Annotated in this window: 11 protein-coding genes; 9 read left to right on the top strand and 2 right to left on the bottom strand. The window is 42.0% G+C overall.

Annotated elements, in window-relative coordinates:
- Positions 1-195 precede the first annotated feature (195 nt).
- Positions 196-702, top strand: a complete 507-nt coding sequence (locus tag GX654_12045) for a rubrerythrin family protein (GenBank protein NLD37589.1) — start codon at positions 196-198, stop codon at positions 700-702.
- A 103-nt stretch (positions 703-805) separates the two neighbouring features.
- Here the strand turns inward: GX654_12045 and GX654_12040 are convergent, their stop codons facing one another.
- A complete protein-coding gene (locus GX654_12040; protein ID NLD37588.1) occupies positions 806-1,699 on the bottom strand; it encodes a hypothetical protein in 894 nt (297 codons plus the stop codon).
- A gap of 349 nt (positions 1,700-2,048) precedes the next feature.
- Between GX654_12040 and pgaA the strand changes: the two genes are divergently transcribed.
- From pgaA to pgaD, 4 genes are read left to right on the top strand one after another with little or no spacing between them, the layout of a single operon-like run.
- Positions 2,049-4,520, top strand: coding sequence for a poly-beta-1,6 N-acetyl-D-glucosamine export porin PgaA (gene pgaA / locus GX654_12035; protein ID NLD37587.1), 2,472 nt, complete (start codon positions 2,049-2,051; stop codon positions 4,518-4,520).
- A gap of 1 nt (position 4,521) precedes the next feature.
- On the top strand, positions 4,522-6,492 hold the full coding sequence (gene pgaB, locus GX654_12030; protein ID NLD37586.1) for a poly-beta-1,6-N-acetyl-D-glucosamine N-deacetylase PgaB: 1,971 nt from the start codon (positions 4,522-4,524) through the stop codon (positions 6,490-6,492).
- Positions 6,493-6,494: 2 nt separating this feature from the next.
- Positions 6,495-7,775 (top strand): poly-beta-1,6 N-acetyl-D-glucosamine synthase, encoded by a 1,281-nt coding sequence (pgaC, locus tag GX654_12025; GenBank protein NLD37585.1) that lies wholly within the window; start codon positions 6,495-6,497, stop codon positions 7,773-7,775.
- Complete coding sequence (pgaD, locus tag GX654_12020) at positions 7,772-8,233, top strand: poly-beta-1,6-N-acetyl-D-glucosamine biosynthesis protein PgaD (protein ID NLD37584.1); 462 nt, start codon at positions 7,772-7,774, stop codon at positions 8,231-8,233. The genes pgaC and pgaD overlap by 4 nt, the downstream gene beginning before the upstream one ends.
- Here the strand turns inward: pgaD and GX654_12015 are convergent.
- Entirely contained in the window at positions 8,214-9,815 is a 1,602-nt protein-coding gene (locus GX654_12015; protein ID NLD37583.1) for a B12-binding domain-containing radical SAM protein, read from the bottom strand. The two genes, pgaD and GX654_12015, sit on opposite strands and share 20 nt — an antisense overlap.
- A 175-nt stretch (positions 9,816-9,990) precedes the next feature.
- Between GX654_12015 and GX654_12010 the strand changes: the two genes are divergently transcribed.
- From GX654_12010 to GX654_11995, 4 genes are all read left to right on the top strand, one after another.
- A complete protein-coding gene (locus GX654_12010; protein NLD37582.1) occupies positions 9,991-10,641 on the top strand; it encodes a transcriptional regulator in 651 nt (216 codons plus the stop codon).
- 123 nt (positions 10,642-10,764) lie between these two features.
- Positions 10,765-11,118 carry a hypothetical protein gene (locus GX654_12005; GenBank protein NLD37581.1) on the top strand — a complete coding sequence of 118 codons (354 nt, stop codon included), beginning with the start codon at positions 10,765-10,767 and terminating at the stop codon, positions 11,116-11,118.
- Positions 11,067-13,946 (top strand): N-6 DNA methylase, encoded by a 2,880-nt coding sequence (locus GX654_12000; GenBank protein NLD37580.1) that lies wholly within the window; start codon positions 11,067-11,069, stop codon positions 13,944-13,946. The genes GX654_12005 and GX654_12000 overlap by 52 nt, the downstream gene beginning before the upstream one ends.
- A gap of 3 nt (positions 13,947-13,949) precedes the next feature.
- On the top strand, positions 13,950-14,300 hold the full coding sequence (locus GX654_11995; GenBank protein ID NLD37579.1) for a hypothetical protein: 351 nt from the start codon (positions 13,950-13,952) through the stop codon (positions 14,298-14,300).
- The last annotated feature ends 92 nt before the right edge of the window (positions 14,301-14,392 follow it).

Here is a 14,392-nt window from a genome sequence, read left to right as displayed (position 1 = left end):
TGATGCTTGGAAAAACTTTTTAACAAAAGAACTTTGACTTCTTATTGTTTTGACTCTTTGAATAGTTGCTGGCCCTTTGTAACCATGCCACCATTATTGGCCTTTGTTGACTTTAAATATACCAGTTGCTATATTCCGTGTGAAATCAGTTCGAAAATCTACCACACTATTACTAAATATTCAATGGAGGAATTTATGTCTAATCAGTCTACACAAAACCTGAAAGCAGCCTTTGCAGGCGAATCACAGGCAAACAGGCGTTATCTGGCCTTTGCAAAAAAGGCAGATGAAGAGGGCTACCCCAATATTGCCAGATTCTTCAGGGCCGCTGCACAGTCAGAGACCTTTCATGCATTCAACCACCTGAAGGCTATGGATGGAATCAAATCCACTCTAGAGAATGCTAAAGAGGCATGGCAAGGTGAAAAGGATGAGTTCACAGATATGTATCCCCAGTTCATGGATCAGGCAAAAAAGGAGCAGAACAATGCTGCGTTTAAGACCTTTTTCTGGGCAAATGAGGCAGAAAAGGTGCATGGCAGCTTTTATGAAAAGGCAGTAAAGGCACTTGAAAAGGGTACGGATATGCCGCTTAATGATGTCTATGTCTGTTCAGTATGCGGGTTTACAGTAGAGGATACCCCACCGGAAAAGTGCCCGGTATGCGGTCAGCCAAAGGAAAGGTTTGAAAAGGTAAAATAGATATAAGGGGCCAATACCCCCACGATGAATATCTTTCAGGGCCTTAATCCTCTTAAGGCCCTTCTTGACTCTCTATCTACAAGTGTAAATAAGGTATCTATTATTATCGCCCATATTCATAATCATAGGTGCGGGTCTCGACAATCTCCACAGGTATCTTTCCTGAAACCGGCATCTCGGTAAACATATGTATTTCCCTTTTCACCTCTTCTTTATATATCCGCATTGTGGCGGGATCTATTAAACGGGTAACAGTTCCTTTTATGGATGCACTCTCCTGACCATGTTCAGGGTGTTTTTTATCTTTTACTGTCGAACTCTCTCCTGCGCTGTCATATGTCTGCTCAATAGCCACACAGGTAACATTATTCTTCTGAACCTTTTCCTTAAAAATGGTCTTTATTTTGTAGCTGATTTTATCACCATTTGGCAGGGTATAGAAGGCATCATGTACCCATCTATCGCCAATAGAAAATTTCTTACCCAGAAAATCACCGATCCTGTTTTTCCATTCAGAAAATTCCCTCTGCCTTATTGCATCTATATTGATCCCTGCTGAGACATTTTCAGCCACCTCAGGGGGATACTGTGATTTCACCGCCTCCAGCACCCTGTCATATCCAATAACATCCTTCATGTTACCATTGCTGTCTATTCTGTATGTAATAGTGAGTTTTGAGATAAGATCAAGCAGAGGGCTTTTTATCTCCTCACCGTTTTTCAACATTATTGTGTTCAGGGTCTGAGACTCTATGTCCCACCCCTCTATTGTCTTCCTGCAGGTCACCCTTGTCTCCAAAAGGGTATCTTCCATCTCCATGCTGTCAGCCCCGGTGCCCTTTTCCCTGCTTATTGAAAGCTTCTGGACATATGTTTCACCATCCTGGCGGTCAAAGGTGAATCTGAATTCCCTGTCAGATGAGCAACCTGGAAGAAGAAAAACCAGAGCGAAATATGTAGTCAGAGATCTGTAAAACAACTTTGTTAATACCTTCATGTCTTCTCCATAATAATTTATAAGTTTTTCTGTATATAGACAAAATAACTTAATAATTACAACAAATAAACCGATATGGTAAAACGGGCCTTTTATATGTATTTAAAAAGGATGGGGTAATAATACATATTTTATATGAAGGTCTATTTATGAAATATTACTACAGCGGAGTTGCTGGTATTCAAGGGAATTATGGGAAAAATAAGTTTGTTAATATTGACGCTCACATTGTAATATCTATTCCTTTTTATGATGATTTCATTGTATATCTTTGCCATGATAACTCTACTTATTTGTCATAATAAATCTTTCGGGCTTATTGCCCTGTATCTTTATGGAGAAAACAGAGTTGATATTATTTAAATGCCTTTACCTTCACAGTAAGCATGCCTTTTTAAAGAATATCATTATTGCCCTTTTATGTGTCTTTATCCTTACATGGTCACTGGCATGTACAGCCGGAGATACAGGTATAATATTATCCAGACAAAAGGCCGTTGATTTAGCCCGGCATGGAGATTACAGGGGTGCGATTGATATACTTGATCCCCTATTTCAACTTAATCCGGACAATATCGACCTCATTTACGACTATATTGCTGTCCAGAGCTGGGCAGAGGATGACACTGGTGCAGCAGCCCTGATAAAAAATATTAACATGACAAAGGCCCCGCTGTTTGTAGTTGAGGCAGGCGCCAAATCTCTTCGCAGGCTTAAAAATTGGGATGAGGCAATCAAGGTATACAAGATGGGTATAAGTCGCTTCCCTGAACATCTGCAGATGAAAGCAGGCTTAATATTAACCCTGACAGATTCAGGGCAGACTAAAGAGGCCATGGAACTGGCAAATGAAATGGTCATCAGGAACCCTGACATAATTGATTTTTATATGGTTCTTGCCTATGCGGCTGAGGCAAACAATGAACCTTTTATAGCTCTTAAGGCCTGCCAGGATGTTCTTGCAAAAAATGAAGGCCACAGAGAGGCGAGGTACAGGCAGATCATGCTCCTTAATAAACTTGAAGCATTTGCAAGGGCTTATGAACTGGCCTTGCAGTACCCGGATGCTTTAACACCAGAAGAGATGATAAGATTGCAGGGAGATGCAAATGCAATGGCCGTACGCTGGGGGGGGCTGCCACCAGTCTCTGATGCAGAAAGGTTTATTGACTGTCGGCATGCCCTGGAGCTGATTGAAAAGACCCTCGATTTACCAGGATGCCAGGGGCCAGAGGGTTTAAACTGCCAAATTCAGGCGCGCTTTGACCGCATGGCAGCATGGAATGACTGCGCGCAGCCTCAAAAGGTAGTAGAGGAATATGAACGCCTTGCAGGAGAGGGGGTAAACCTGCCCGGGTATGTGCTGGAGGCAGCAGCAGGGGCCATGCTTAATGTGCGCAGGCCGGAAGATGCATTTGAACTTTATTGCAAGGCCCTTGAGATTAACCCTAAATCCTATCAGGGGCGAACAGGCCTCTTTTTTACGTTGATAGAAAGAGAGAATTATTCTGATGCCATAAGCCACATTGACAAAACAGTGCCTGATCAGCCTGTGTGGCTCTATCCGGGTGGAAGCAGGGTGCCCCGTTCGAACTGGCGCAGGCAGGCTGTAGAGACATACGCAGCCCTTGGCCGCTTTTTTGGAGATGACCTTGCCGAGGCAGAGCATCGTTTTACATTAATGAGAAATGAGGCACCTGCCAACCCGGATCTGCTACGTGAACTGGGCACGATTTATCTTTCAAGGGGATGGCCAAGGCGATCCCAGAATGTATTGCAACTTGGACTTGCACTATCGCCAGAACACAGGGGTCTACGCACAGGCAAGGCAGAATCGCATCTTTCTTGCAGGCAATACAGAGAGGCTGAGACAGAAATTGCGGCGCTTCTTGAGGAATATCCTGAAAACAGCCAGGTGCAGCGTCTTGACAGATCCTGGCGGGTGCATAACATGCGTGAGCTCAGGGTGGACACAACCATCAGCAGCGGGAATGGTAATATATACGGGGATAAGGAGTGGGAGATCTCAACAAAGGTGTTCAGCCAGCCTGTAAACTACAACTACAGGATCTTTGCCGGTTACAGCCATTCTCAGGCCCAGTTTTTAGAGGGTGATGGTTTTCTTAACAGTTACAGTATGGGCATGGAATATTTATCTCCAAATCTTGAGGCCACTATTGGCACAGGGTTTAATGACAGCACCTCCAACCATGCTGGTCTGTGGGCAGATGGCCTGTGGCACCTTGATGATTACTGGTCCATACCCTTTGGCATTGAAAAATACAGCCGTGACACGCCCCTGCGAGCAATACATAACAAGATCAGGGCCAATGCCATAAATATGGGTGTAAATTTCAGGGCGCATGAAGGAAGCGCTCTCTCCCTTGGTGGGCAGTTCATGGATTTCAGTGATGGAAACAAACGTACCAGGCTCACATTATCAGGCACGCAGAGATTGCTTACCCTCCCCAGACACAAGGTCAGGGCATTTGGTGAGATATCAGCATCAAATAACAGCAGGTCAGGCGGGCCATACTTTAATCCTGATTCTGATCTGGGAATTACCGGGGGGCTTGAGCATCTCTGGCGTATTTACCGCCGCTATGAAAAATCATTTCACCAGAGGGTGCGCCTCTCGGGTGGAAATTATTGGCAGCAGGGATACGGAAGTAGTTATACAATGGGACTTGAATACTCATTTATTATTGAGCTTGGCAACCGCTTTAGTATTACATATGGGGCAGGTCGCAATCGAAGCGTCTATGATGGGAAACCAGAGCGGTCCAACAATGCATTTATATCTCTGAACTGGAGGTTTTAATATGATTCGTTTGCTCCTTGCCCGGGTCAGATTACTGATATTGATTGCATGCCTGTTGCCGGCAGGTTTATCCATTGCAGCGCAGACTACAAAAAAACCTGCATGGACAGGAGATTTTGTGGCCCTATGTTACCATGATGTAGCAGATATTCCTGATGACCCCGATGGAATGACTATATCAGTGAATAATCTCATACACCATTTCAGCTGGTTGCGAGAACATGGCTTTAGCTCTATCAGTATAGATGACCTGCTTGCAGCACAGCGCAATGAGCACAGTCTCCCTGAAAAGGCTGTAATGATAACCTTTGATGATGGGTATGCCAGTTTTTACCACAGGGTATTGCCCCTGCTTAAGGCATTTGAAATGAGGGCGGTGCTTGCACTGGAAGGAAGCTGGCTTGATGCCCCTGAAGGTAGCATGGTAAAGTATGGAACAGAGATTATGCCCAGAGAGCGTTTTTTAAGCTGGGAGCAGTTGAGTGAAATAGTAGATTCCGGTCTTGTTGAGATTGCAAGCCACGGGTATGGCCTGCATTATGGCAAAATAGCAAACCCGCAGGGAAACACACAGCCTGCCCTTGTTACCAGACGCTATTATTCTGAAAATGGAGCCTATGAGCCTGAAGAAGATTATCTAAACCGTATCAGGATTGGTCTTACCGCGAACAGCGACCTTATTGAAAAAAGGCTTGGAATTCGGCCGCGAGTCATGGTCTGGCCCTTTGGCCGCTATAACATACCAGCCCTTGAAATAGCACGTGATCTTGGCATGCCAATTACAATAACACTTGAACATGATATGAACATTCTCTCTGATCTGTCACGTATAAATCGTTATATTATAGATGCGGATCAACCGCTCGATGATCTTGTGAGAGACCTGCGCAGGGATTCTTTTGAATCTGTTCACAGGGCTGTGCAGGTTGATCTTGATTACATATATGACCCTGACCCGGATCAGCAGGAGCATAACCTAGGAAAGCTCATAGAGCGGATATACAGGCTTAAGATATCAACAGTTTATTTGCAGGCATTTGCAGACCCTGACGGTGATGGCGTTGCTGATGCCCTCTATTTTTCTAACCGCCATCTCCCTGTGCGGGCTGATCTTTTTAACCGGGTGGCATGGCAATTAAAAACAAGAGCGCATGTGGAGGTGTTTGCATGGCTTCCTGTGCTTAGCTACAGGATAGGAGACAAGAGCTGGATGGTACAATCAGAGGGCAGGCCAGCTAACTCGCCTGAGCATGGGATGTATCCCCGTCTTTCTCCATTTGATATCAGGGCCCGCAATGCTATTCTTGATGTATATGAAGATCTTGCTCGATATGCAGATTTCGAGGGGCTCATGTTTCATGACGACGGTGTGTTTGATGATTTTGAAGATGCGCATCCGGATGCGCTGAAATATTACATTCAAGAGCTTGGACTTCCTGACACTATTTCACAAATCAGGGAAAATTCGAGTAATAATAAACTTTGGACACGTGCAAAAACAGAATACCTTATAAAATTTACTGATGATATTGCTGCCAGGGTGAGCAAATGGAGGCCAAGGCTCAAGACAGCGCGAAACATATTTGCCACCCCTGTGCTACAGCCGGATTCGGAGGCATGGTTTGCTCAGAGTCTTCCCCTTTTCCTTGGTCATTATGATTATGTTTGTTTAATGGCCATGCCCTACATGGAAAAGGCGGATAACAGGGTAAAGTGGATGGATGATCTTGTGCAAAAGGTAAAGGGCTACGATAAAGGCCTCAAAAAGACAGTTTTTATTTTACAGACGCGTGACTGGAGTGATGGCAACAGGCAGATTCCTGAAAAGGAGATCGTTGCCACAATGAACCGTCTTCAGAGACAGGGAGCGCTTCATTTTGGCTATTACCCGGAGGATTTCCATATTGGCCATCCCCGCCTTGAGATATTAAAACCTGCATTTTCATTGCAGTCATTTATTTACAGGCCATAATCATGACATACCCCATTACTGATATACTGCTTAGTTTTGCCTATTATTATCCTCTTTTTATGGCATACTTATGGCTTGTGGGGGCCATCTATTTCTATGTCAGGTGGGAGCGGGGCCAGGGGCGGCCAGATCAGCCGCCGGTCCTTACCGCCTATCCGTCTGCTACAATAATTGTGCCCTGTTATAATGAATCAAATAATATTATTGAGACAATAGAGGCGCTTGAAGAGATAACCTACCCCTCTTTTGAAATTATTGCTGTAAATGATGGAAGCTCTGATGATACCGGGGAGATACTTAATGAATTGAGTGAACGCTGCCCCCACCTGAGGGTGCTGCACCTTGCAACAAATCAGGGCAAGGCAATGGCCCTGCGTACAGCTTCACTCATTGCAAAGTCGGAGTTTCTTGTATGCATAGATGGTGATGCCATCCTGGATAAAAACTCCATTACATGGATTATGAGCCATTTTTTATCCGGCCCCCGTGTCGGAGCAGTTACAGGAAACCCCCGCATCAGAACCAGATCAACCCTCTTGGGGCGCATTCAGGTTGGCGAGTTTTCTGCCATACTGGGGCTTATTAAACGCGCCCAGAGGATCTATGGCCGTGTATTTACTGTTTCAGGCGTGGTCAGCGCATTCCGCCGATCTGCTATTCACCGGGTTGGATACTGGGGTAATGATATGATGACCGAAGACATAGATATAAGCTGGCGGTTGCAGCTTAACCACTGGGACATAAGATTTGAATCGCGCGCCCTGTGCTGGATACTCATGCCTGAAACTCTGCGGGGTTTATGGAAACAGCGGCTCAGATGGGCAATAGGCGGTGATCAGGCCCTGTTACGTTATCTGCCAAGGGTGCTTAAATGGAAATCAAGGCGTATGTGGGGGGTATGTCTTGAATATTTTATCAGTATCCTCTGGGGTTATACAGTGCTTACAGTGGTAACTCTCTGGGTATTGGGCCTGTTTTTTGATTTACCGGAAAATATAATTGTTGTTTCGCTGGTACCGACATGGCCCGGAATGGTTCTGGCAATGACCTGTCTTTTACAGTTTGCGGTAAGCCTCTGGCTTGACAGGCATTATGATCAAAAACTTTTCCGCAACTATTTCAGTATGGTCTGGTACCCGGTAGTCTTCTGGATTATCAACTGGCTCACCTCAGTTGTGGCCCTACCAAAAACCATTATGAGGCCGCGCGGCAAAAGGGCCAGATGGATTACTGTAGATCGCGGGATACAGGCCGATAGCAAAGAGGAAGGTGTGGAGATATGAAATCGTTGATTATTGAAAGGCCGGAAAAGCAGTCTGCTGCCCAACGTTTCGGTTTTGGGCTGCTTACTATAGCCTTCTGGGGCCTTTTTGCCTATTTTATCCGACCTGTTTTGACCCTTGGTGCATGGGTGGTCGGTTTATGGCGTTTTCAGGATGTCATGATTGAGGCGCATGGTATTGAACATCTGGGGCGGCTACTATTATTATACGGGGTCATTATATTATGCATGGCCCTGGTGCTTATTGCCTGGAGTTTTTACAACCTCTTCAGGTATGGTCATAATGAAAAACGCATTAATCAGCCCCAGCCTGTTACAGTAGAGATGCTCGGAGATTTTTTCAAGGTTGCCCCTGAAAAGATTAAAGCATGGCAGGAGATGAAAAATATCACACTGGGTTTTAATCCTGATGGAAGCCTTCTTGCTGAAGAACATAATACTACAAAAAAACCAGTTTAATAATATGGCCACTTTTTGCCATGATCGTCTTTATGGTTGTACCAAGGTGGTTTAATATTGAAGGATTAATCCCTTTATTTAATTCAAATCTCTCCCCTGAAAGGCACACATGGAATTCGCCATTCTTAAAAAATCTTTCAAGGATGGTTTTTCCAATAGCTTCACGCCCCTGAGATGGTATGCGCAACACCTCACCTATATCCATATCCCTGGTTACAGGAAGCGTTTTTATAAAATTGATGATGCGGCTCAATATGAACAGTGTGTAGACATCCTGTGCGTTTCCCCCAAGCGCAGTAAGCCTTGCCTTTATCATCCTTTCACGGTCAAAGCTTATACCCTCTGCAAGCCTTGAACCGGGCAGCAGATAAAATGGGCTTGCTCCTACTGTAAGGGGTAATGATGCAAGTAGTTCAAGGGAGCCTATCATCTGTTCAACAGATTGACCGGGAAGCCCCAGGATATAGTAACCGGTCACATCAAAACCCATTTCATATGCAAGCCATGCAATCTCTTTTAACTTCTCCACATCCATTGGTCTTAAGAGATCGCTGTTTCTGTCCCTTGATACCAGTGATAAATTAACGCTAACGAACCCGGCATCTTTCATAGCATTAAGGATCTCCTGATCCAGGTGCCAGTATGACACACCGTTCATTGCAGTAAGTATGGGCTTATCAGGTCTGAAAGCTTCCTCTATCCTGCCACAGAGATCAATTATAAAACCCCTGTTCAGCGTGAGGTTATCGTCCTCAAAATCAAAAAAATTTATCCCCTTCTCATAATAGAGGTTCATCTCACTTATGATGGAATCAACCTCTCTCTGCCTGTAACCACGGCCAAATACCCTGTATGTTGTGCAGAAGCTGCACTGATATGGGCAACCCCGTGATGTGAGTATCATGCACATAGGTTTATCTTTGACCCTGTAAGCGGAATAGTCAAAGTCCCTGTCCACAGGAGATGGTATCTTGTCTATTGCATAATTCTTAATCGGATTAACTATTATCTGGCTATTATCCTTATAGGCAATGGAGGAGACATCATGAATCTCCATTTTCCCTTTTAGATAACTGACAAGCTCCACCATGGCCTGTTCACCCTCGCCTATTACCACATAATCTGCACAACCGTCCTTAATTATCTCTTCAGCCATAATTGAGGCATGGGCGCCGCCAAGAACGATTTTGATATGAGGACATTCTCTTTTAAGCCTTGATGCTATCTCCTGCACCTCAAAATAATAGGTGGTGAACATGGAGGCAATTCCAACAAGGACAGGGTTGAAGCTAGTGATTTCATCCACGATTGGATCAAACTCTTTGCCAAAATGGTAATAATGGTAAAAGGAGCTGAATGGAGAGAGGTCATTTTTCCCGAAGTACCTTTTTGTGTTCTTCAACTCACGCGGTACAGGTATAGATCTTTTCCCGCGATCATGATGAAAGTCGATTATTTTTATATCAACATCCGGGTGAAAATGGTTAATGGCAGCCTTGAGATATAACAGCCCCAAAGGAAAATGGCGTATCCCCGTATCGTAATAATCCTGTATTGGGGGAACAATGAGTAATATTTTCAACTGATAACCTGCTGTCGTTATATAGATTTTTTTACCTATCTTTAAACAACCTAACATTTTAAAAAGAATGATATCAAGTGCTTTTAGAAGATAAACAATTAATAAGTTAACAATATATTTACATTATGTTAATTTAAGTTGACATACTTGTAATTAAAAATTAACATCTCTGGCCATGACAGAAAAAATATTTGAAAAGTTTTTCCAAAGACTTTGTGATGCATCACCAATTGCATCTCAAACGGATTTAGCAAAAACGTTGAATCTCAGCAGAGCGGCAATCTCTCAGCAGTGTAAAAAAAACAATGTACCAAAAAGTTGGATTCTTGAGTTATCCCAAAAATACAATCTGAATCCGGAATGGCTTGTAAAAGGGGTACCTCCTATAAATCTGAGCCAGGATAATTTTCATGATAAATTTGTTGAAGTACCAAAAGTAGTGGCCAGACTTTCTGCAGGACATGGTTCTTTTGAAACAGAGCCAGAGCATAAAGAGTTTTATTCATTCAGAAAAGACTGGCTAAGTAAAAAAGGTAATGCAAAAGAAATGGTTTTAATGGATATAGTTGGAAACAGTATGGAACCTGAACTCAAAGAGGGAGACACTGTTTTAATAGATCAGTCACAAAAGGCAATATTGGCAGGTGCCATATATGCTGCTGGTCTTGAAGACACAATAATGGTAAAAAGGGTAGAAAAACGGCCTAATAAACTGGTTCTTATCTCAGAAAATAGTAACTACCAGGATATTGTTTTTGAAGGGGAAGAAATGAATAGTGTGCGAATTATCGGAAAAGTGATATGGATTTGCAGGGAATTAAATTGACATCTTTTATCTGGTTATGAATAGTATGAACATCCAATTAACAAAAAAATCTATATCTTTTATAACACCTTTTTTCATTGATACACTGTATTTAAATGGATTTGTGAATTCTGGAGGAAGGTTATGATATTCTCCGATGTCCTATATGATCAATTGGACTTTAAAAGTGGGAGCCTGCATTCTGCGACAGACAAACCTTTAAAGGGTCAAAAGGTCATAGACTGGATCGAAAAAGGAGAATGGCTTTCTGCCGCAAAACGCGCTGGCGTAGATAAATTGTTTTTTGTTGAGAATAATCCTGTTGTGGTTTTCACCGAATGCGGCGCTTCTCAGGAAGAAAAAAAAAAGCCTTCAATAAGGCATGGTGCCTTGCAAGGCCAAGATTACTGTTTCTTTCAACGCCAGGTGATCTTACTGTATATGACTTGGCACAGGAACCGGTTGATATTAAAAAACCTGAGACTTGGGACAAACTAAAGACACTAGAGATACTCCGTGATGTAGCGGAAGTGTCCAGAAAACTTCAGGATTTTCATCGTGACAATATAGAATCTGGGAAATTATTTGGAGATAAAAGGTTTGGAGACCTAAATAATAGGGCAGATAAAGCCATTATACGCGATTTAAAGACGGTGCGAAGAGAGTTGATTGATGCTGGTCTCAAAGACAACTTAATAAAATTTGCACATGCACTTATCGGAAGGTCCATATTTATTCGATATCTTGAAGATCGTGGAATTTTAACTGAAAATTATTTCTTAAAAATAGCCCGACAAAAATCAGGATGGACTGATTTTTTAAAAAATCCAATCAGCAGAGCAGGAATAGACTTCTCGGAAAATAATACCTTTTACCCTCGTGTATTATCGAATAAAGATTTTACCTATGAAGTATTTAAAAAATTATCTAAAGACTTCAATGGGGATATGTTTCCAAATGTGGAAGAGGAAGAAAAGAAAGTAACCCAAAAACATCTGGAATTGATTCAAGGATTACTCTATGGAGATGCTGGCATCCAAAAAAAGCTGTTTTTCTATTCATATAACTTTGACATTATCCCGCTGGACTTAATCAGTTCGATCTATGAAGAGTTCTATCATCCAACAACAAATGCTGATGAAAAAAAGAAAAAAGTCCGAGAAGATGGGGCTTATTACACGCCTTCTGTTTTGGCTGAATTTGTTGTTTCCCGTGTTTTGACTCCCGATGTCCTGGCAAAAAATCCACGTGTCCTGGACCCGGCCTGTGGTTCGGGAATTTTTCTGGTAGAAGCCTTTCGACGTATAGTTCGATACCAATGGCATAAATTGAAAAGGCCTCTTACATTTGATGAATTAAAAGATATATTAAAAAACCAAATTGCCGGGATTGAAGCGAATGAGGAGGCCGCAAGAATAACAGCGTTCAGTCTTTATCTAGCAATGCTACATTACCTTGATCCTCCAGCCATTGACCAGCAAATCAAGATGGGAAACAAACTACCTAATTTGATTGCATCAACCAGTGCATCAAAAAATCATTTTCACTGTATCCTTCCAAAAAACGCCTTTGATACTAAAGTAATTGACTCTTGTCCAATATGGAAAGAACGCTTCGGAAAGGAATGTGTTGATGTTGTAGTTGGCAATCCACCATGGGGAGCACCCGGAACAAACGCCGATAGAGAAACAAAAACAAGACATGAGATTCAGTTAGATTGGTGTAAATCCAATAAAAAGCCTATTGGAGATAAAGAATCATCTCAAGCATTTTTATGGCGAGCACTTGATTTTTTAAAGCAAGATGGTATAGCAGGAATGTTAGTCTCTGCGGGGGTAATGTTCAAACATAATCCACCTACTCAGACTTTTCGTGAAAAATGGATGAAGCATTGTAGTATTCATGAAGTCTTTAACTTTTCACATGTAAGACAATTTTTTTTCAAAGGAGCAGTATCCCCTTTTTTAGCATTATGTTTCAGAAATAAAACCTGGAACGATAAATCAGTGTTATATGGTTCAGCAAAACAGACCATAACTTTAGATAAAAACCAAGTCATTATTTTTTCCAAGTATGATCTTCATTATTTACATGATGAGGACTTAACCAGTAATGCTGTTTGGAAAATATATTGGTTCGGGCGTGTTATAGATAACCAGCTACAAAAAAAATTATCGCTTTATTCATCTCTTCAAACCATAGTTGACCGAAAAAAATCGGGGGCCGGATATAAAATTGGTACACAGGATTATGATTTTTATAAACTCGATAGTCTTAGCCATAAAACATTTTCTAGATACGGAAACCTAACATTTGAAAAGCCTCCACAAAAAGCTGAAAGACCACGAAGCATTCATTTATATACACATCCAAGATTAATAATTAAACGTGGAATTGATGAAAAATCTGATATCAAAGGACAAATTCTTGCATGCTATTCGGACAAGATTTTTGCATTTTCTGAATGGTTTTATGGAATCCAGTTGCTTCAACCACAAGAGTGGTTACATAAAATTATTCTTGGATCGATTTGGTCTTCATTGTCCCGATATTTTTTCTTTATGAAATCATCTCAATGGGGACTTTGGTATAGCAATATTCATTTTGTTGATGAATTGCTAAAATTCCCGATTGTCATAGATAGGAACAATCCCGCTACAAATAAAATTATTGAATTAGTTGACAAATTAAGTAACTACAATCCAGCAAAACAGGATTTATTTAGCCGTGATAGCATACCAGAAGAAAAGATTGAAGCTCAACGTAAAGAGTGGGAAAGACAACTAGATGAGGCAGTCTTCGATCTGTATGGATTAAATGATGAACAGCGGGATTTAATCCATGATTTTTGTAAGGTTACGCTGCCATTTTTTTACCAGCCATTCGATAGCATTGGTGCGATGAAGGCAGTGGAAAATGACAATCTTTCATGGATTAAAGAATATATAAACATCTTTTGCAGAAGATGGAATCCTTATCTTGAAGATGGCGAGGAGATGAGAGCGGAGGTATATACAGGCGCGCATGATAATATGCTAGCCATTGAGTTTTATCCAACAGATAAAGGTGATCCTCATGATCTCAAAATAAAAAAAAATGAGTGGGCTTCTCTATTGGATCAGATAGGAGAGTCTCTGCCCCATCCCATGGGGGTTTCACAGATTATTCTTGATGGTTTTGTTAATGTTGTCTCAGATTCCGGGATTATTCTCATTAAAAGAAATGAAAAACGTTTTTGGACGAAGAGCCTGGCCCGAGAGGATGCTGATGCGACGATATGCAAACGTATGCAGGGGACAACTTTTGAAGGGTTGAGGTATCACTAAGATATGGCACGTCATCTATTATCTCACCCTGTAAGCCTCTGGAACCAGCATGTTTCACTTTACTCAAATATCTTTTCTGAAGCTCTTGTAGAATTGTCAAAATCCGATTCAATATCAGGTGACGAGAACAATATTTCTTTAAAGCTGTGTCCCATCTTAAGTGGATGTTGTTATAAACATGGTAAGTTAAATAATCAGGAAATTCAAACCCCTTACTGGGAAGCCCCTATTCAACCTGTTTCTGAGGAAGAGCTTATGGACGATGACATAACAAAGCGGCCGGATTTCACATGTAGACTTGTTGATCCCATGGCTGAATCTAACCCGACTTTCGCTATTCGATTAGTGTTTTAGTAAAAATGACGATTTTTCGGGGTATAAGTAACTGTAATTATTAGAGAGGGGTGTGAAAACCCGTTGTAGTGAAGACCTACCCCCTTGAATTT

Origin of the sequence: Desulfatiglans sp., from assembly GCA_012513605.1 — a bacterium.
Classification (GTDB): Bacteria; Desulfobacterota; DSM-4660; order Desulfatiglandales; family HGW-15; genus JAAZBV01.
Note: the sequence above shows the minus strand (reverse complement) of the source record. Positions and strands in the feature narration are given on the sequence as shown.

Excerpts from the sequence above, each read along its gene's own strand:
- GX654_12045 (NLD37589.1), top strand. The coding sequence starts at position 196 with ATGTCTAATCAGTCTACACAAAACCTGAAAGCAGCCTTTGCAGGCGAA.
- GX654_12040 (NLD37588.1), bottom strand. The coding sequence starts at position 1,699 with ATGAAGGTATTAACAAAGTTGTTTTACAGATCTCTGACTACATATTTC.
- pgaB (NLD37586.1), top strand. The coding sequence starts at position 4,522 with ATGATTCGTTTGCTCCTTGCCCGGGTCAGATTACTGATATTGATTGCA.
- pgaC (NLD37585.1), top strand. The coding sequence starts at position 6,495 with ATGACATACCCCATTACTGATATACTGCTTAGTTTTGCCTATTATTAT.
- pgaD (NLD37584.1), top strand. The coding sequence starts at position 7,772 with ATGAAATCGTTGATTATTGAAAGGCCGGAAAAGCAGTCTGCTGCCCAA.
- GX654_12010 (NLD37582.1), top strand. The coding sequence starts at position 9,991 with ATGACAGAAAAAATATTTGAAAAGTTTTTCCAAAGACTTTGTGATGCA.
- GX654_12005 (NLD37581.1), top strand. The coding sequence starts at position 10,765 with ATGATATTCTCCGATGTCCTATATGATCAATTGGACTTTAAAAGTGGG.
- GX654_11995 (NLD37579.1), top strand. The coding sequence starts at position 13,950 with ATGGCACGTCATCTATTATCTCACCCTGTAAGCCTCTGGAACCAGCAT.